This is a genomic window from Methylobacterium jeotgali, assembly GCF_022179345.1.
GTDB lineage: Bacteria > Pseudomonadota > Alphaproteobacteria > Rhizobiales > Beijerinckiaceae > Methylobacterium > Methylobacterium jeotgali.
On the sequence record NZ_BPQR01000096.1, the window covers coordinates 1 to 17495 of the forward strand.

A 17495-nucleotide genomic window follows, 5' to 3' on the forward strand; every position below is an offset into this window, starting at 1 on the left:
CCGCGCGAGGGGCGGGCGGATCGTGGCGGTGGGCACCACGGCGCTGCGGCTCCTCGAGAGCGCCGCCGACGGGGAGGGCCGGCTGCACCCGTTCTCCGGCGCGACGGAGATCTTCATCACGCCGGGCTACCGGTTCAGGGCCGTCGACGCGCTGATGACGAACTTCCACCTGCCGCGCTCGACCCTGTTCATGCTGGTCTGCGCCTTCTCCGGCCTCGAGACCATGCGCGCGGCCTACGCCCACGCCATCGCGCAGGGCTACGGCTTCTACTCCTACGGCGACTCGAGCCTGCTGTTCCGGGACACGCGATGACCGAAGAGACGCCGGCCCTCTCCTTCGCCCTCCACGCCGTCGACGGCGCCGCCCGCACCGGCGAGATCACCACGCCGCGCGGACAAATCCGGACGCCGGCCTTCATGCCGGTCGGCACGGCGGGCACCGTCAAGGCGATGTACCCGAGCCAGGTCCGCGACCTCGGCGCCGACATCGTGCTCGGCAACACCTACCATCTCATGCTGCGCCCCGGCGCCGAGCGCCTCGCGAGGCTCGGCGGCCTGCACAGGCTGATGCGCTGGGACGGGCCGATCCTCACCGATTCCGGCGGCTTCCAGGTGATGTCGCTCTCCGCGCTTCGGAAGATCGACGAGGAGGGCGTCACCTTCCGCTCCCATATCGACGGCTCGACGCATCGCATGAGCCCGGAGCGCTCCATCGAGATCCAGGGGCTGATCGGCTCCGACATCCAGATGCAGCTCGACGAGTGCGTGCGCCTGCCGGCCGAGCCCGCGGCGATCGAGTCCGCGATGCGCCTGTCGCTGCGCTGGGCCGAGCGCTGCCGCGCGGCCTTCGGCGAGCAGCCGGGGCGGGCGCTGTTCGGGATCGTGCAGGGGGGCGACATCCCGGCGCTGCGCGTCGAGAGCGCCCGCGCCCTCGTCGGGCTCGACCTCAAGGGCTACGCCATCGGAGGCCTCGCGGTCGGCGAGCCGCAGGCGGTGATGCTCGCGATGATCGAGACCGTGGAGCCGCACCTGCCGGCGGAGAAACCGCGCTACCTGATGGGCGTCGGCACGCCCGACGACATCGTGCAGGCGGTGACCCGCGGCATCGACATGTTCGACTGCGTGATGCCGACGCGCGCCGGCCGCCACGGCCTCGCCTACACAAGCCACGGCCGCGTGAACCTGCGCAACGCCCGCCATGCCGAGGACATCCGCCCCCTCGACGAGACATCGGACTGCCCGGCGGCGCGCGACTATTCCCGCGCCTACCTCCACCATCTCGTGCGCTCCGACGAGATCCTCGGGATGATGCTGCTGACTTGGAACAACCTCGCCTACTACCAGGGCCTGATGGCGTCCTTACGCGCCGCGATCCGCGAAGGCCGGCTGGCCGCCTTCGCGGAAGAGACCCGCGAGGGCTGGGCGCAGGGCGAGGGCCGCGCGGCCTGAGCGCTTCCGGCGAAACGCATGGCTGCGGGGCTTCAGCGACGGTCGCCTCCTGGCGACGATGCCCGTTCCCGGACACGGCGGACCTCCGGCCGCAGCGAAACCCGGCTCCGTCCCGGTGCCGCGGCAAGCGCCCGGGCCCGACGAACCCGAGCGAGACGCCCGGCGCCGCAGAAGCCTTCGACGGCGTGACTGCGAAGCGCCCGCGCGTCCGGCCGCCGCACGCGGAACGGAGCGAGCCTCCACCTTCGCCGCGACCACGGCGCCGCGGGGCCGGGCGGCAGCCCTCGCCCGACGCACGAAGCCGCGTTGCCCTCGCCCCCGCAGCCGCCTATAGAGGCCCGGCCCCGCGCGAGCGCCCTTCGTCTAGCGGTCCAGGACGTCGCCCTTTCACGGCGAAAACACGGGTTCGATTCCCGTAGGGCGCGCCACTCAACGCCAAGGCGTTGTGATCTCAGAATATGTTGTTTCTCAGGTGCTTGCCTCCCAGCGCGTGCGACGGGCGCGAGCGGCGGGATCCGAGCGAAAGGACAACCGGCAGATCATCTGGGGCATCCTGCACGTCCTGACATCGGGCTTCGTGTCGAGCGGCGCGACCCGGTCGCCCAGCGCGCGGCGTCCGTTGGCGACGTGCGGCTCCCAGGTGTTGATGGCGTCGATGCTGCCCGTGGCGAGCGCCGACCCTCTCCAGCCCCCGCGATCCTGGGCGGAGGACACGGGCCGGCAAAGCAACTGATTGTCGAGGTGCCCGGCGCGCTCAGGTCGGCTGGCCGAGGATCGCCAGGATCTCACGGCGCAGGCGCACGAGCTCGGGGTCGTCCCGGTGGCGCGGGTAGGGCCGGCCGACGGCGATGTCCGCCCGCACCGAGGCCGGGCGGTCGGGGAGCACGATCACGCGCTCGGCCAGCACGAGCGCCTCCTCCACGTCGTGCGTGACGAGGACGGCGGTGAAGCGCTTCTCGCGCCAGAGCCGGAGCAGCTCCGCCTGCATGGCAAGGCGCGTCAGCGCGTCGAGCTTGCCCAGCGGCTCGTCGAGAAGGAGCAGGCGCGGCTCGTTGACGAGGGCTCGGGCGAGCGCCGCCCGCTGCGCCATGCCGCCGGAGAGCTGGTGCGGGTAGGCGTCCTCGAAGCCTTCGAGCCCGACGAGCCGGAGCGCCGCCCCGGCCCGCTCCCGCCGGTCCCCGGCGACGCCCCGCGCCTCCAGGCCGAGGGTGACGTTCCCCCGCACGGTGCGCCAGGGATAGAGGGTCGGGTCCTGGAAGACGAGGAGCCGGGACGGGTCGGGCCCCTCCACGGGCTGTCCGTCGAGGGTGATGCGGCCGGAATCCGGCGGCTCGAGACCGGCCAGCAGCCGCAGCAGGGTGGACTTGCCGCAGCCGGAGGGGCCGAGCAGCGCCACGAAGCCGCCGGGCTCGACGTCGAGGTCCACCCGGTCGAGCACCGGCAGCGGCGTTCCGCGGATGTCGAAGGCGTGGCTGACGGCGCGCACGCCGAGGCGCGCGCCCCCGACGGCCGGCCGGGGCGGGGCCTCCCGCGTCGGCCCGGGCCCATCCCGGCGCGCGGCCGCCCGCCATTGCGGCAGGAGGCGATCGAAGGTCCGCTCCAGCGCCGCGGCTACCATTGCACCAGCCCCTTCTGCCAGGAGAGCAGCCGGTCGCGCAGGCGAAACAGCAGCGTGATCAGCCCCGAGCACATCAGCGCCATCACGATGAGCGCGGCATAGAGGTTGGCGTAGGCCGCCCACCCTTGAGCCCATTGCAGGTACCAGCCGAGACCCGACTTCACGCCGAGCATCTCGGCGACGACGAGCACCGCGAAGGAGCCGCCGAGCCCCATGAACAGGCCGACGAAGACGTGGGGCAGCGCCGCCGGCACCGCGACCCGCAGCACGAGGAAGCGCTGCGAGGCCCCGAGCGTCCGGGCCACGTCGAAATAAGCCTTGTTGACGCCGGCCACCCCCGACCAGGTCAGCACCGTGACGGGAAATCCCGTCGCCAGCGCCACGAGGAAGGTGCTCGCCGACCAGGAGGAGGGGAACACGAAGAAGGCGAGCGGCAGCCAGGCGGTGGCCGGCAGGGGCCCGACGAAGCGCAGCACCGGGTGCGCCCAGTAGCCGACCGTCCGCGACCAGCCGATGGCGACGCCGAGCGCGACGCCCGCCGCCGCGCCGATGAGGTAGCCGCCCGCGAGCAGCTTCAGGGAGTTGAGGGTGCTGCCCCCGAGCTTGCGCCAATCCTCGGCGAACACCTCGAGGATCGCCTGGGGCGGCGGGAAGAACGGCATCGGCAGCCATTCGAGCTTGGCGGTCACGAGCTCCCAGGCGAGGAACGCCAGCGCCAGGACCGCAAGCCAGGGCGTGCGGTGGCGCAGCCAGGCCCCCGCGTGCCCGAGGCGGTGGGCGAGGGGGGCGAGCGCCAGCAGGGCGAGGCCGGCGGCGAGCGAGGTTGTCGCGAAGGCGCCCGTGTAGGGGAAGTCGCCCGCCTCCGGGAGAAGCTGCGTCGCCGCCGCCAGCGCGATCCAGGCTGCGCCCGCACCGAGGGCCGCCAGCGGCAGGCGGCCCGCCGCCCGCCCCTCGCGCGGGGCCAGGCCCGCGCCCTCGCTGAGGCTCGCCATGGTCGCCCTCAGCTCAGCACGTCGGCGTAGATGCGCTCGGCGAACTTCGCGGTGTCGGTGGTGCGCTTGAGGACGTTTACGCTCTTGAGCTCGTCGCCGTAGAGGACGAGCTGGCGCTTGAGGTCGGCGCCGACCGGACGGTCGCCGTGGTGCTGGCTGCGCAGCATCGCGGCGAGGTCCTCCACGGAGCCCTTGCCGCCGTAGCCCGCGAAGGCCCGCGCGGCCTCCTCCGGGTTCTCGTGGACGCGGTGGCCGCCCTCCAGGATCGCCCGGGTGAGGGCGGACGCGGTGGCGCGGTCGTTGCGGATCAGGCTGCCGCGGGCGGCGACGATGCAGCAGGTGCGGTCCGCGTAGTCGCCCGAGAGGTTCGTGGCGACCTCGACGAGGTTCGGGTCCTTGCGCCAGATCCAGGTGCGGGGATCGGAATCGGCGAGCGCCTGCGCCTCGCCCTTCTCGACGGCGAGGTTGAGGAGGTCGACCGGGTACTGGCGCCAGTCGACGCCGGTCTCCGGGTCGATGCCCGCCTTGGCGAGCAGCAGGCCGAAGAAGTTCTTGGCCGGGCTCGCGTGGTCGCTGATGGCGATGGTCTTGCCCTTCAGGGCCGCGACCTCGGTGATGCCGGCCGCCCTCGAGCCGAGGAGACGCAGGCAGCCCCCGTGGAGGCCGGCGGTGACCTTGACGTCGAAGCCCTGCTCCAGGGGCTTGAGCCAGCGCAGCGCCATGCCGATGCCGGCATCCGCCTTGCCGGTCGCGATCGCCTCCAGCAGCGCCTCGGTCGAGCCGCCGAAGTTGACGAACTCCACGTCGAGGCCGTGGCGGGTGAAGATACCGGTCTCCTTGGCCAAGGGCGCCGCGGCCGTGCAGATCGCGGTGGCGTTCCAGGCGAGCTTGACCGGCTTTAGGGGCCCCGCCGGCCCTTCCGCCGCGGCGGGGCGGCAGAGCGGCCCCGGATCGAACGGGACGGCCGGTCCGGGCCCCCAGGCCCGCCCAGGCCCCGCGGCGAGCATGAAGGGCAGGGCCGCGGCGCCCGCGCGCAGCAGCAACCGGCGCGACGGCGGGGAGCCGGGCTGCCGAAGCTCGTCGGTCATGAAGGTCTCCGGGAACCCGTGGGCGACGCGCACGATGCGCGCGGCAGACAAGGCGGCCCGCCGTCCTGCGACGCGAGACGCCTGTCAAAGATGAACTGGCAGTCTCGGAGGACAGTCGCTCGCTGTCAACGAAACGTCCTTCCCAATGCACGCGACATGCGGCGATATTCGACTATTCAAATACGTCCACACCGCATGTTTCGTCTCGAAAGTCTCAGCGATACTTCCGCTGTACGACGATCATGGGCGACCCGTCCGGAAAGCGGGGCGCGCGCATTCCATTATCGATCGCGACGGCCTCGACGGCCGTGTCCCGATCCGCGCCCGATGGCAGAAGGTACGGCCGGGCCCCACGCCGACGGCCCGAGCCCGGTTCCGACCCCTCCGTTCCTTCGAGGCCGCACCGTCTGCGCGAGGCCTCTTCAGGCGTCGCTCACTGTGCGGCTCGGCGCGCTGTCGGCGCCCAGATGCCGAGGGCGGCGGTGTCGACGGGGCGCGGCAGCAGGCCCTCGGCGCGGAAGGCGTCGGCGATCTTCTGCTGCTCGGCGAGGCCGTCGCGGGTGACGGGTTCGACACGGTAGCTGCGCCGCGCGTTCGCCGTCTCCACCACGTCGGCCTCGATCTTCCAGAGCGGTGCGAGACGGGCCGCGGCCTCGGCCGGGTTCGCCTTCACCCAGGCGCCGGTCTCGGCGAGCCGGGCGAAGAGCACGCCGAGCACCGGGCCGTTGGCGGCGACGTAGGCATCGGAGGCGAGGTAGTAGCGCTTGTAGAGCGAGAGGCCGCTGCCGTCCCGGAGCACGCGGGCGCCGGTCTGCTGCCGGGCGGCGGACAGGAACGGGTCCCAGGCGACCCAGGCCTCGACGCCGCCGCTCGTCAGCGCGGCGCGACCGTCCGCCGGGGTCAGGTAGGCCGGCGCGATGTCCTTGAAGGAGAGGCCCGCCTCGGCGAGCGCCGCGAGCAGCAGGAAGTGGCTGCCCGCGCCCTTCGTCACCGCGACCCGGCGGCCCTTCAGGTCGGCGACGGACTTGGCCGGCGAGTCCTTCGGCACCAGGATCGCCTGCGCCTCCGGCGAGGCGGCCTCCTGCGCGATGTAGGTGATGCGGGCGCCGGCCGCCTGCGCGAAGACCGGCACCGTGTCGGCGACGTCGGCGGAGACGTCGATCTGCCCGGCGTTCAGCGCCTCCATGATCGGCAGGCCGCTCGTGAACTCGTGCCAGGAGAGCCCGGTGCCGAGAGGCGCCAGCGCCTTCTCCAGCGACCCGTCCTGGCGCAGCAGAGCGATGAGCGTCGAGGAGCGCTGGTAGCCGATGCGCAGGATCGAGGCGGCCCGCACGGGACGCGCCCCGAGGGCGCCGGCGAGCGCCGGTGCGGCGAGGCCTGCGAGAAGCGATCGGCGGGAGAGGGGCATGGGTCGGGTCCCTGGGAAGCCCGCATGGGAGGCGGGGCGGGGCGGGGGAAGGGGAGGCGGCGTCCGGCCGGGGCGGCGGGGAAGGGCGGGACCCGAGCGCCGCAGACGCCTGGAACGGCGCGCGAGTGTTTCGCACCGCGCGCCACGCTGTCAATGAGGTCGCATCCTCAACTTGACCGAATGTCTAGAAGATCGTGCTTCTCAGGCTAGACTCCAGAGCATTTCCTGCCGGCCTAGGGTTTCGGCAGAGACGTCTGGCGGTCACACTCTTGATTCGCTGAGCACAGGGATCGCCAGAGGCGCAGGCGATCCACGAGAAGATCTTTCGCCGAGTTCCCGCCGCCGGCAGAGATCGATCCTTCCGGGCGGACGATATTTGGAACGCGCTCTCGTTGACGCGCTCGCCGCTGCGGCCGACCATGCCCGTTATCGCGTGGCGCCGGCCCTCGCTCCGGCCGCCGGCGCTCCCTCGCACCCGCCCACGCTGCTCCCCTTCGATGACCGTCGCCGTCCCGCCTCCCGACATCGCCCGGACCCTGGCCCTGCGCTTCGCCGAGACTGCGGCGGAGCACGACCGCAGCGGCGCCTTCCCGCACGGGAACTTCGCGGCGCTCCACGAGGCCGGCCTCACGGCGCTCACTGTGCCGGGCCGGCTCGGCGGGGGCGGCGCCGGGCTCGCGCGGGCGGCGGAGGTCGTGGGCGCCATCGGCTCCGGTGATCCGGCGACCGCTTTGGTGCTGGCGATGACGCTTCTCCAGCACGGTCTCGTCCACGGACCGGCGTCCCGCTGGCCGCGCGCCGTCGCGGACCGGCTCGGGCAGGAGGCCGTCGCCCGCGGCGCGCTCGTCAACGCCCTGCGGGTCGAGCCCGGGCTCGGCACCCCCGCCCGGGGCGGCCTGCCGGAGACGCTCGCCCGGCGGGAGCGCGACGGGTGGCGCATCTCGGGGCGCAAGATCTACTCCACCGGCGCCCCGGCGCTGGCCTACGGCCTCGTCTTCGCCCGCACCGACGAGCCCGCTCCGCGGATCGGCAACCTCCTCGTTCCGTTCGGCGCCCCGGGCCTGCGGATCGAGGAGACCTGGGACCATCTCGGGCTGCGCGCCTCGGGCAGCCACGACGTGGTGCTGGAGAACGTGTTCGTGCCCCTCGACCACGCCGTCGACCTGCGCCCGCCGCAGGATTGGCAGGGGGGCGATCCCCTGCAGCAGGCCTGGAGCTGCGCCCTGCTCGCCGCGCTCTACGACGGGGTGGCGCGGGGCGCGCAGGCCTGGCTCGTCGGCTTCCTGCGCGAGCGCACGCCCGGCAGCCTCGGGGCGCCGCTCGCGGGCCTGCCGCGCTTCCAGGAGGCGGTGGGCGAGACCGAGCGCCTGCTTTCGGTGAACACCCGCCTCATCGCGAGCCTTGCCGCGCAGACCGATGCCGGCCCCGTGCCGCCGCCCTCGGAAGCGGGCTTCGTGAAGCTCACCGTCACCGAGAACGCCATCGCGCTCGTGCAGCGGGCGGTCGAGCTCACCGGCAACGCGGCGCTCGCCCGGCGCAACCCGCTGGAGCGGCACCTGCGCGACGTGCTCTGCGCGCGCATCCACTGGCCGCAGGGCGACGCCGTGCGCACGCAGGCCGGGCGCGCGGCACTCGAAGCCTCATCCGAAGGAATCTTTCCATGAGCCTGCTGCCGCCGGACGCCGTCGAGTTCATCGGCTTCGTCGCCCCGCACCGCGTCTCGGAGATCCATCCGGCGCCGGGCGAGGCCATCGAGCCCGACTACCTGCGCCTCCTCGCCCAGGCTCACGAGTGGGGCGGCTTCGACCGGGTGCTCGTCGCCTTCTACGCGACGGCGCCCGATGCTCTTCTGCTCGCGGCGCAGGTCGCCTCCGTGACCGAACGGATCGGGCTGATGATCGCCCACCGCACCGGCTTCACCGCCCCGACGGTGGCCGCGCGCCAGTTCGCGACCCTGGACCGGCTCACGGGGGGCCGCGTGGCGATCCACGCGATCAGCGGCGGCGACGACCGCGAGCTCGCTCGCGACGGCGACCATCTCACGAAGGACGTGCGCTACGCCCGCACCGGCGAGTTCCTCGACGTGCTGCGCCTGTCCTGGACCTCCGACCGGCCCTTCGACTACGCCGGCGACCACTACCGGATCGAGGGTGGCTTCTCCGAGGTGAAACCCGTCGACGCGATCCCCGTCTATTTCGGGGGCGCCTCGCCGGCGGCGCTCGCTGTCGCCGGGCGCCACGCGGACACCTACGCGCTCTGGGGCGAGACGCAGGCTCAGGTCCGCGAGCTGATCGGCCGGGTGCGGGCCGCCGCCACCGCGCACGGACGGGCCCCGCGCTTCAGCCTGTCCGTTCGGCCGATCCTCGCCGAGACCGAGGAGCGGGCCTGGGCGCGGGCGGAGGCGATCCTGGCGCGCACCCGGCAGGTGCGGGCTGCGGCCGGCCTCGGTCCCGCCGCGGCCCCGCAGAACGAGGGCTCGCGGCGCCTGCTGGCCGCGGCGGCGGCGGGAGCGCGGCTCGACAAGCGCCTCTACACGGCGATCGCCGCCGAGACAGGCGCGTCCGGCAGTTCCACCGCCCTCGTCGGCACGCCGGAGCAGGTCGCCGAGGCGCTCCTCGACTACCACGACCTCGGGGTGCGCACCTTCCTGATCCGCGGCTTCGACCCTCTGGAGGACGCGATCCAGTACGGGCGCGAACTGCTGCCGGCCTTCCGCGACCTCCTCGCCCGGCGGGACGGGAAGGCACGGGCCGCGTGAGGGCCCGCCTCCTCGCCGCGCTCGCCCTGATCTGCCTCGGCCTCGGTCCGGCGCGCGCCGAGGAGGTGCTGCGCGTCGGCGACCAGCGCGGCAACGCCCGCGCCCTGATGGAGGCGGCGGGCGTCCTCGAGGGACTGTCCTACCGCCTCGAATGGAGCGAGTTCCCCGCCGCGGCCCCGCTCCTCGAAGCCCTCAACGCCGGAGCGATCGACGTGGGCGGCTGCGGCGACGCACCCTTCACCTTCGCGGCGGCCGCAGGCGTGCCGGTCAGGGCCTTCCTCGCCTTCCGCAACCGGCAGGACGGGCTCGCGATCCTGGTGGCGCCCGACTCGCCGATCCGCACCGTCGCGGACTTGAAGGGCAAGCGCATCGCCACCAACCGCGGCTCGATCGGCCATCAGGTCGTGCTCGCGGCCCTGGAGGAGGCGGGCCTGCCCGCCGACAGCGTGCGCTTCCACTTCCTGCCGCCCGCCGACGCCAAGCTGGCGCTCGCCTCCGGCGCCGTCGACGCCTGGTCGACCTGGGAGCCCTACACCTCGGCGGCCGAGCTCGCCGGGCTGGTGCGGGTCCTGCGGGACGGCAACGGCATCACGCCGGGGCTCAGCTACGCGGTGGCGAGCGAATCAGCGCTGAAGGCCAAGCGCCCGCTGCTGGCCGATTTCGCCGCGCGCCTCGCTCGGGCGCGAGCCTGGGCGCTCGCGGACCCGAAGCCCTACGCTGCCGTCTGGTCCAAGCTGATCGGCCTGCCGGAGGCGGTGCCCCTGCGCTGGTTCGGGCGCGCCGCCTACCGGACCGTGCCGATCGATGCCGAGGTGATCGCCGACGAGCAGCGCATCATCGACCTCTACGTCCGCGCCGGCCTGATCCCGAAGGCCCGCGCGCCCCGGGCGGAGGCGATCCTCGACCCGAGCTTCACGGATGCCGCCGCCGTGCGATGATGCGCTCCAAGATTCTTGTGCTCCATTCTGAGCTTGCGCCCATCGAATCCCGTAGGGCGCGCCAGCGAGGTCAATAGCTTAGCATCGGCTTGGCCGATCTTCTTACAGATGCAACTCACACAGCGGCACTGCAGGTCTCTCGCGTTACTGCCGCTCCACTCCTGATCGCGGGATCGCCTGCAGATCTCGAGGCTGCTCGCAATCGCGTGCGCGATCTGCCGATCACCTTCGACAAGCTGACGGGAGGCGCGTCCCCGCGGCTGCGGCGGAAAGCGGCACGCATTCGGTGTGAAGAACCCGTCTTCCCCCGGACCCCCGCCCGCTTCGCCGCGTTGGCGAGTCCCAAGGGGGAGGATAATCGGGCGATGGCCGAACGGCGGCGGAAGGCGGCGGTACGCAACCTAGCGGCGGAGGACGCGCCCCTCGTTCCGGTCGGTGCCCTGGCGGTGACCCTTCTCGATCTCGCGGCGCCGGACGATCGAGCGCCAGGCCGGCCGATCGTGCATGTCGCCCGCGACGGCGGACGTCTCGACGCGCTCGCCGCCGTTCTGCGGGTGCTGGCACCCGCCGCCGAGGTCGCGGTCTTCCCCGAGTGGGATTGCCTGCCCTTCGACCACGCTTCGCCCTCGCGGGCGGTCATGGGCCAGCGGGCGGCGGTCCTGCGCCGCCTAAGCACTGACGAGCCGCCGGATTTCGTGCTGACGACCGGACCGGCGCTCGCCCAGCGCGTTCCCCCGCCGGAGGCCTGGACAGACGCGGAGGTCTCGCTCCACGTCGGCGATCCGATCGATGTCGAGAGAGTCTCCGCCGCCCTGATCCGCCTCGGCTACGTCTTCGATGAGCGGGTCGACGAGCCGGGTGAGGCCGCGGTACGGGGGCGAACCCTCGAGGTCTTTCTGGCGGACGCCCCGCTTCCCTGCCGCGTCGAGCACGCGGAGGGCCATGTCACCGCGATCCGGACCTACGACCCGATCTCGCAGCGCTCCGTGCGCGAGGTCTCCGCTCTCCTCGTCGGTCCGGCCTCCGAGATCGTCCTGCCGCCGGGTTCCGAGGAGGAGGTGCGGGCCTTCTCCGGCCAGGAGCACGAGCTCGCTCGCTTCTACAGCCGCCTCGCGGACCCGCTCGAGTATCTCGGCCAAGCTGATCTCGTCGTCGAGGAAGGCACCGAGGCCCGGGTCTCGGCCTTCTTCGAGCAGGTCGCCGAGGGGCGGGCCGGCAAGCGCACTCCGGCCGCCGAGAGCCGCCTCTATCTCACGCAGGAGGCATGGCGGGAGGCGGTCGCCGCTCAGACCCTGACGGCGGCGACGCGGCAGGCTGCCGAAGAGGTGGCACTTCCTGACTTCGCGGCCGAGAAGCGCCCCGGCGCTGCCTTCGCCGAGGCGCTCAAGGCCCGGCTCAAGGCCCGGCTCAAGGCCGGCGACCGGGTGGTGCTCGCCGGGCCTCGCTACCCCCTGCGCCGCCTGGTACGGGAGACCGCTGGCATCGCCGACCGCCCCGTGCGCCTGATCGACGCCTGGGCGGAGGTCGCCGAGGCGTCCCCCGGCGAGGTTCTGGCGATCCAGGCGCCCCTCGACGAGGGCTTTCGCGCCCGTGGCGCGACGGTGTTCGCCGCGGCCGACCTCTACGGGCCGGACGCGGCGCCCGTCGGCATGGCTCACCGCACCCTGGTCTTCGGCGAGGTCGATCTTCGCCCCGGCGACGTGGCCGTGGACCGGGACCGGGGCCTGTGCGTCTTCGAGGGCTTGGAACGGGTCGAGACCGCCGGAGAACCTGCGACCGAGGCGCTGCGCCTGCGCTTCGCGGGCGAGGACACGCTGATGGTCCCCGTCGCCCAGGCCGACCGGATCTGGCGCTACGGCTCGGAGCCCGAGGCCGTTACCCTGGACAAGCTCGACGGCGGCACCTGGGCCCGCCGCCGCCTGGAGGCCGAGGCGACGCTCGCGCGCACCGCGCAGCACATGCTCGGCCTCGCCCGCGAGCGCCAGGCGGCCGGCGCCCGGCCGATCCGGCCCCCGGCCCGGGAGATGGAGCGCTTCGCGGCGGGCTTCGGCTTCCCACCGACCCACGACCAGGCGGCCGCCGTCGAGGCGATGCTCGCGGACCTCGCATCCGGCGAGCCGATGGACCGCCTCGTCTGCGGCGATGTCGGCTTCGGCAAGACCGAGGTGGCGCTGCGCGCGCTGGCCGCGGCGGTGTTCGCCGGGCGCCAGGCGGTGCTGATCGCTCCGACCACCGTGCTCGCCCGCCAGCACGCCGAGACCCTGCGGCGGCGCTTCGCCCGATTCGGGATCGAGGTGGCGCAGCTCTCCCGCCTCGTTCCCCCGAAGGAGGCCAGGCGCGTGAAGCAGGGCCTCGCCGACGGCTCCGTGCGACTCGCGGTCGGCACCCATGCGCTCGCGGGCCGCGGGGTCGCTTACGCCGATCTGGGCCTGACCGTGATCGACGAGGAGCAGCGCTTCGGCGCCAGGACCAAGGCGGACCTGCGGCGGCTGGCCGGCGGCGGCCACGTGCTGACCCTCACCGCGACGCCGATCCCCCGCACCCTCCAGGCGGCGCTCGCCGGTTTGCAGAGCCTCAGCGTTCTCGCCACGCCCCCGGCGCTTCGACAGCCCGTCCGCACGCTCGTCGCACCCTTCGACGGCGTGAGAGTCCGCGACGCCCTGGAGCGGGAGCACCGGCGCGGCGGCCAGAGCTTTGTGGTTTGCCCGCGGATCGAGGACATCGCGCCGATGGCCGAGCGCCTGCATACCCTGGTGCCGGGGCTCGAGGTCGTCGTGGCGCATGGCGGGTTGAAGGCCGCCGAGATGGACGAGGCGATGGTACGCTTCGCCGACGGCGGCGGCGACGTGCTGCTTGCCACTGCCATCATCGAGAGCGGGCTCGACGTGCCGCGGGCCAATACCATGCTGGTCTGGGAGGCGGACCGCTTCGGCCTCGCCCAGCTTCATCAGCTCCGAGGCCGGGTCGGCCGCGGGCAGCGGCGCGGAGTGGTCCACCTCCTCTCCGATCCCGAGCGGCCCCCGAGCCCTGCGGCCGAGCAGCGGATGCGGGCGCTGGCGGCCATGGACCGCCTCGGTGCGGGCTTTGCGATCAGCGCCCGCGACCTTGACCTGCGGGGCGCCGGCGACCTCGTCGGCGAGGATCAGGCGGGCCACGCCAAGCTCGTCGGCCTCGGCCTCTACCGACACCTCCTCGAACTGGCGCTGCGCGCCGCCAAGGGCGAGCCCGCCGAGGACTGGTGCCCGGAGATCGCTATCGGCTTGGGCGACGGCATCCCCGAGGACTATGTGCCGGAGCCGGAGATTCGCCTGAGCCTCTATACCCGACTCCTGCGCCTGCGGGGGCCCGAGGCCATCGAAGCTCTGCGCGACGAGGTCGAGGACCGCTTCGGCGCGCTGCCGGAGGCGGTCGAGGCGTTGTTTGCCATGGCCCGGCTGAGGGTGGACTGCGTGCGGCTCGGCGTCGCGCGCCTCACCGGCGGACCGGAGGGCGTCGCCGCCGATCTTCGGCCCGGCGTCAGGCCCGGGCCGATGCCTGCGGCCGACGGTCTCGTTCAACGCGACGGCCGCGTGGTCCTGCGCCGCCCCGCCGAGGACGAGACGGCGCGCCTTGCGCTCGCGACACGCCTGCTCGAACATCTGCGGAAGGCAGCCGAGCGGAGTGCGAGGATCTGAAGGAGACCGACTGCTCCGCCAAAGGCGGCCCTTGCGTCCTTCGCGCGTTCGGTGTCAGGCGCCCACGGAATCGGCCATCTTTGCGTCCCGGCTGCCCATCGGTTCGGGCCGGCCGACCGTGGTGTCCTTGGCCGTCTGATGCTCCATCTCGGCGTTCATCTGGGCGCCGAGCAGCACGATGGTCGTCGAGATCCAGATCCAGGTCATGAAGCCGATCGCGGCACCGAGCGATCCGTAGGTCTTGTTGTAGCTGCCGAAGTTGGCCACGTACCACGAGAATAGCAGCGATCCGGCAAGCCATAGGAAGGCGGCGAGGATGCCGCCCGGCGTCACCCAGCGCCAGCGCGGCGCGTCGCGGCTCGGCCCGTAACGGTAGAGCATGGCGAGGCCGAACAGCACGACGATGAAGAGTGCGGGCCACCGCAGCAGGGCAAGCCACCAGGCATTCTCGCTGAGCCCGACCGATTGGATGATGACCGGGACCACGACGATGCCGCCGAGCGCGCAGAGCACGAACAGCAGGGCGCCGGCGGTAAAGCTCAGCGAGACGAGGTTGAGCACGAAGAAGTTGCGCCTCTCTCGCTCGTTGTAGACGAGGTTCAGGGCGTCGAAGACGTGCTTCATACCGCCGTTGGCACTCCAGACCGAGAGCGCGATGCCGAGCGCCAGCGAGAAGCCGAGGGTGGCATCCCCTTTCTCGTTCAACCGCTTGACCTGCTCGCCGACGATGTCGAGAGCCCCGGAGGGCAGCACGCCCTGGAGCGCGGCGAGGTTCTCGTTGATGGTCGAGGCATCGGCGACGAGGCCGTAGACCGACACGATCGCTGCGACCGCCGGAAAGATCGCCAGGAGCGCGAAGAAGGTCACGCCCGCCGAGATGAGCATGATGCGGTTCTCGCCGACGTCCCGGTAGATGCGCTTAGCGATGTCCTTCCAACCCTTCGCCGGGATCTCCGTCGGACGCTCGGCCTGCCGGCCGCGTTCCGGCTCGGACCGAGCCACGGCTCGCGCCGAGCCGCCCTCGTGCGATGGCGAGGGCTGGCGCGCGTCGTCTGGCGAATCACTTGAAGAGGCGGATGCACGCCCCCGCCGCTGGGGCAGCGCAACGATGCCAATCAGCGCCGTCGCCAGCGCCAAGGTCCAAAGCCTTGCGCTCGCCTCTCGAGACGGCCGCGCCGGTTGATGTGTGTCGGGGGCAGCCATCCGTCGCTCACGCTCGTGGGAACAATGCTGGGATGAACTCTCCTCACCGTCGATTGTATGCACGCGCCCCGAACTTCACCGGATGAGCCTCTCCGCCGCTGACGCCGAAGCCTTCTTCCAGGCGCGTCATGCCGGGCAGGTCGACAGGGCCGGCAAGCTCTCTTCCGGGCATCTCGCCCGCGCCGCCATCAGTCGCGTGGGACGCCCTTTCGAGACATAAGCCCGGCAAGCAGGCGTCCGACCTCCAGCAGCATCTCGTCCGCGCGGCGATGGAGACGGCCAGCCGGGAAGGTTCTGACCAGCGTGCTTGCCGCGATCATGTGGCCGGCGATCAGGTTCGCCCTCACCTGTTCGGAAGCCGGGATGGGAGCGCCGATTTGAAGCTCCTTCTGAGGACGGTTGGTTCGCCGGCGCGTGGCAGTCACATCGATGATGATGCCGCGGCCCAGCGCCGGCCGCCCGAATGCGTCGAGTTCGAATTGCCCATAGTCGTGGACCCATCGTACGCCGGCCTGGGTGATGATCCGGTAGGTCGCGTGAAACGTGCCGCCCGCCAAGCTCGCCGTCCGCACGTCCGCGGCGAAGCTCTGCCGATCCTCCTCGTGAACCGCGTCGACGTAGTGCGACATCGGATCCCCATTGATCGTGTCCGGATCGGCAATGCCGAAGGCGGCTTGGATCGAGTGATCCGCCATGACGCGGTCGGTGGCAGTATCGTGCACCCATCCGCCGATAACGCCCGCCGCCGGCAGACATTCAAAGAGAATGCTCTTCTCTCCATGACCCATCGATCGGCTTGCAACTTAATAGAAGCGCGGACTTTTCTGCATTATCTGAAATTGTTCAGCCTCAGTACAACTTATGCATAATATACCTGTGCACTTCTCATGAGTAGATAATTCATCCACGATGGTGGACGCATCACCGGGGCGCCTTGTCCTTCTGCCCTCCCTGCGAGACCTCGCGCATCATCTTGTCCGGCAAGGGCCGCCGGAGCTCCAGCGCGACCTCCTTCGGCGCCACGAGCCACGTGCGCTACTCCTCCGGATCGGTGAGCAGCACCGGCATGGCCTTCGGATGGACCGGGCCGTCCACGCCGTTCGCCGGGCAGGTCACCGGGCCCATCTGGTCGGGGAAGATGCTCGGAAGCGGCAGGTTGCCGGCGCGATCGTCGTCGATCTCGAAGAGCCGCCGGATCTCGTCCTGGCTCCGGCTGACGCTGTAGAGGTTGTACGTGGCCACGAGCGGGGGCGATCGGGCCGCCGGCGGCAAGCGGCGTCAGCCCTGGCCGTCGCGGCCCTTGTCGAGGTCTCGGATCAGGCGGCCGATTGGATCATCGCCCGTCGACGCCTTTCGGGCTGGCTTCATGAGCGACTTGGCGGAAACGGTCTCGGCGATCGGGACGAAGCCGGCTGTCGGGTCCGGCGTCATCGCCTGCGGCGCCAGGATCGCCCGCACGCCCGGGCTCGGTCCCTTCGCCGCGACCGTGATCGGAGCGCGGCGCGGCGGATCGGCCCAGTCCGTCGACACCGTCACCGTGTCACCGCCAGCCTTAGGGCCCCGCGGCTCACGCTCATAGTTGCCCGGGTGCAGTATCCGGGCGGCGAGGAGGAGCCCGACGACTGCGGTGCTGGTAACGGCAAGGGTGGACTTATAGTGTTCCATGCTTGGCCAACATACGGCCACGCTAATGGTTCCGCTTGCGGGCAGCGATGGTTACTAAGCGGTGCAGGCTGGGGCTTCCCTCACGCCACCGCGACCGGGAGTTCGCCGACCTGCGTGGTGTAGCGCGGCGAGCGCATCTCGAACTTCGTCGACCAGTCCCGACGGCCGACGAGACCGGCGCGGGCCGGCACCACCGCCCCGCGACCCCAGCGCGCGCTGCAGGCGTCCGTCGCCGCCATCAGCGGACCGGAGCGCTCGCGGTCGAGCCCGCCGATCAGCGCCCGCTGGCTCAGCGCCAGCGGCACGAGGTCGACGGTGATGACGCCGGCCTTCGAGTAGCGCCAGGGCGGATCGCGCTGGTCGAGCCAGGTCCTGGCGAGGCCATGGCGCGCCGCCTTGATGAGGGTCAGGGCGTCGTTCGACGCTTCCGGCAGCTGCACCGTGGTCGAGACCGAGCGCATCAGCTCGAAGCGTGCACACGGCCCTCGACTGGACGAGGTCGTAGCCCCGCAGGTCGTCATAGTGGCCTTGCGCGTGTCGGCATTCGCAGCCGTTCATAGGCCGGAATCAAGTTGGGCGTGTCTCGAAGCCTCAAGCGGCCTTAACATACATCAAATAGTGCTTTTTGAATGACACCGGAGAAATGTTGCCAGACAATCATAGACTGGATGAATTCTCCTGTGTGTCCGCCGTCAGCGGCCG

The 17495-nt window shown here is 71.9% G+C and carries 14 protein-coding genes, 1 tRNA gene and 1 pseudogene; 7 read left to right on the forward strand and 9 right to left on the reverse strand.

The features are described 5' to 3' along the window. From MFF04_RS21385 to MFF04_RS21395, 3 genes are all read left to right on the forward strand, one after another. Positions 1–313 (forward strand): S-adenosylmethionine:tRNA ribosyltransferase-isomerase (locus MFF04_RS21385; RefSeq protein WP_238278980.1); only part of this gene is annotated, 313 nt, incomplete at its 5' end. Next, a complete protein-coding gene (tgt, locus tag MFF04_RS21390) occupies positions 310–1449 on the forward strand; it encodes a tRNA guanosine(34) transglycosylase Tgt (RefSeq protein ID WP_238278982.1) in 1140 nt (379 codons plus the stop codon). The genes MFF04_RS21385 and tgt, both read left to right, overlap by 4 nt. A 352-nt stretch (positions 1450–1801) precedes the next feature. Next, positions 1802–1877 (forward strand) — tRNA-Glu (locus tag MFF04_RS21395). Positions 1878–2203: 326 nt separating this feature from the next. Here MFF04_RS21395 and MFF04_RS21400 read toward each other — a convergent pair. The 4 genes from MFF04_RS21400 to MFF04_RS21415 all read right to left on the reverse strand — a co-directional run bounded on the left by MFF04_RS21400 (position 2204) and on the right by MFF04_RS21415 (position 6555). Beyond that, positions 2204–3067 carry an ABC transporter ATP-binding protein gene (locus tag MFF04_RS21400; protein WP_238278984.1) on the reverse strand — a complete coding sequence of 288 codons (864 nt, stop codon included), beginning with the start codon at positions 3065–3067 and terminating at the stop codon, positions 2204–2206. Then, a complete protein-coding gene (locus MFF04_RS21405) occupies positions 3061–4059 on the reverse strand; it encodes an ABC transporter permease (RefSeq protein WP_238278986.1) in 999 nt (332 codons plus the stop codon). The genes MFF04_RS21400 and MFF04_RS21405 overlap by 7 nt, the downstream gene beginning before the upstream one ends. 8 nt (positions 4060–4067) lie before the next feature. Then, a complete protein-coding gene (locus MFF04_RS21410) occupies positions 4068–5147 on the reverse strand; it encodes an ABC transporter substrate-binding protein (protein WP_238279003.1) in 1080 nt (359 codons plus the stop codon). A gap of 433 nt (positions 5148–5580) precedes the next feature. Then, positions 5581–6555, reverse strand: a complete 975-nt coding sequence (locus MFF04_RS21415; RefSeq protein ID WP_238278988.1) for an aliphatic sulfonate ABC transporter substrate-binding protein — start codon at positions 6553–6555, stop codon at positions 5581–5583. A 497-nt stretch (positions 6556–7052) separates the two neighbouring features. Between MFF04_RS21415 and MFF04_RS21420 the strand changes: the two genes are divergently transcribed. The 4 genes from MFF04_RS21420 to MFF04_RS21435 all read left to right on the forward strand — a co-directional run bounded on the left by MFF04_RS21420 (position 7053) and on the right by MFF04_RS21435 (position 13925). Continuing rightward, complete coding sequence (locus MFF04_RS21420) at positions 7053–8219, forward strand: acyl-CoA dehydrogenase family protein (RefSeq protein ID WP_238278990.1); 1167 nt, start codon at positions 7053–7055, stop codon at positions 8217–8219. After that, positions 8216–9313 carry an LLM class flavin-dependent oxidoreductase gene (locus tag MFF04_RS21425; RefSeq protein WP_238278992.1) on the forward strand — a complete coding sequence of 366 codons (1098 nt, stop codon included), beginning with the start codon at positions 8216–8218 and terminating at the stop codon, positions 9311–9313. Before MFF04_RS21420 ends, MFF04_RS21425 begins: the two co-directional genes overlap by 4 nt. After that, the gene (locus MFF04_RS21430) at positions 9310–10251 is read left to right on the forward strand and encodes an ABC transporter substrate-binding protein (protein WP_238278994.1); all 942 of its coding nucleotides are present in this window, start codon (positions 9310–9312) and stop codon (positions 10249–10251) included. Before MFF04_RS21425 ends, MFF04_RS21430 begins: the two co-directional genes overlap by 4 nt. Positions 10252–10616: 365 nt before the next feature. Further along, positions 10617–13925 (forward strand): DEAD/DEAH box helicase, encoded by a 3309-nt coding sequence (locus MFF04_RS21435; protein WP_238278996.1) that lies wholly within the window; start codon positions 10617–10619, stop codon positions 13923–13925. Between the two features lie 54 nt (positions 13926–13979). Here MFF04_RS21435 and MFF04_RS21440 read toward each other — a convergent pair whose 3' ends face one another. The 5 genes and pseudogenes from MFF04_RS21440 to MFF04_RS21460 form a co-directional block, all read right to left on the reverse strand. Beyond that, the gene (locus MFF04_RS21440) at positions 13980–15128 is read right to left on the reverse strand and encodes a YihY/virulence factor BrkB family protein (RefSeq protein ID WP_238278998.1); all 1149 of its coding nucleotides are present in this window, start codon (positions 15126–15128) and stop codon (positions 13980–13982) included. Positions 15129–15316: 188 nt separating this feature from the next. Further along, positions 15317–15916, reverse strand: a complete 600-nt coding sequence (locus MFF04_RS21445; RefSeq protein WP_238278999.1) for a PAS domain-containing protein — start codon at positions 15914–15916, stop codon at positions 15317–15319. Between the two features lie 247 nt (positions 15917–16163). After that, positions 16164–16370 carry a hypothetical protein gene (locus MFF04_RS22110; RefSeq protein ID WP_373320137.1) on the reverse strand — a complete coding sequence of 69 codons (207 nt, stop codon included), beginning with the start codon at positions 16368–16370 and terminating at the stop codon, positions 16164–16166. Positions 16371–16406: 36 nt separating this feature from the next. After that, positions 16407–16814, reverse strand: coding sequence for a hypothetical protein (locus MFF04_RS21455; RefSeq protein WP_238279001.1), 408 nt, complete (start codon positions 16812–16814; stop codon positions 16407–16409). Between the two features lie 59 nt (positions 16815–16873). Further along, positions 16874–17266 (reverse strand): annotated as a pseudogene (locus MFF04_RS21460) (DUF4113 domain-containing protein); the annotation flags it as partial. Between the last annotated feature and the right edge of the window lie 229 nt (positions 17267–17495).

Bases quoted from the DNA above. Each gene is read 5' to 3' on its own strand.
- MFF04_RS21420 (WP_238278990.1), top strand. From the start codon at position 7,053: ATGACCGTCGCCGTCCCGCCTCCCGACATCGCCCGGACCCTGGCCCTG.
- tgt (WP_238278982.1), top strand. From the start codon at position 310: ATGACCGAAGAGACGCCGGCCCTCTCCTTCGCCCTCCACGCCGTCGAC.
- MFF04_RS21405 (WP_238278986.1), bottom strand. From the start codon at position 4,059: ATGGCGAGCCTCAGCGAGGGCGCGGGCCTGGCCCCGCGCGAGGGGCGG.
- MFF04_RS21400 (WP_238278984.1), bottom strand. From the start codon at position 3,067: ATGGTAGCCGCGGCGCTGGAGCGGACCTTCGATCGCCTCCTGCCGCAA.
- MFF04_RS21410 (WP_238279003.1), bottom strand. From the start codon at position 5,147: ATGACCGACGAGCTTCGGCAGCCCGGCTCCCCGCCGTCGCGCCGGTTG.
- MFF04_RS21415 (WP_238278988.1), bottom strand. From the start codon at position 6,555: ATGCCCCTCTCCCGCCGATCGCTTCTCGCAGGCCTCGCCGCACCGGCG.
- MFF04_RS21440 (WP_238278998.1), bottom strand. From the start codon at position 15,128: ATGGCTGCCCCCGACACACATCAACCGGCGCGGCCGTCTCGAGAGGCG.
- MFF04_RS21445 (WP_238278999.1), bottom strand. From the start codon at position 15,916: ATGGGTCATGGAGAGAAGAGCATTCTCTTTGAATGTCTGCCGGCGGCG.
- MFF04_RS21425 (WP_238278992.1), top strand. From the start codon at position 8,216: ATGAGCCTGCTGCCGCCGGACGCCGTCGAGTTCATCGGCTTCGTCGCC.
- MFF04_RS21435 (WP_238278996.1), top strand. From the start codon at position 10,617: ATGGCCGAACGGCGGCGGAAGGCGGCGGTACGCAACCTAGCGGCGGAG.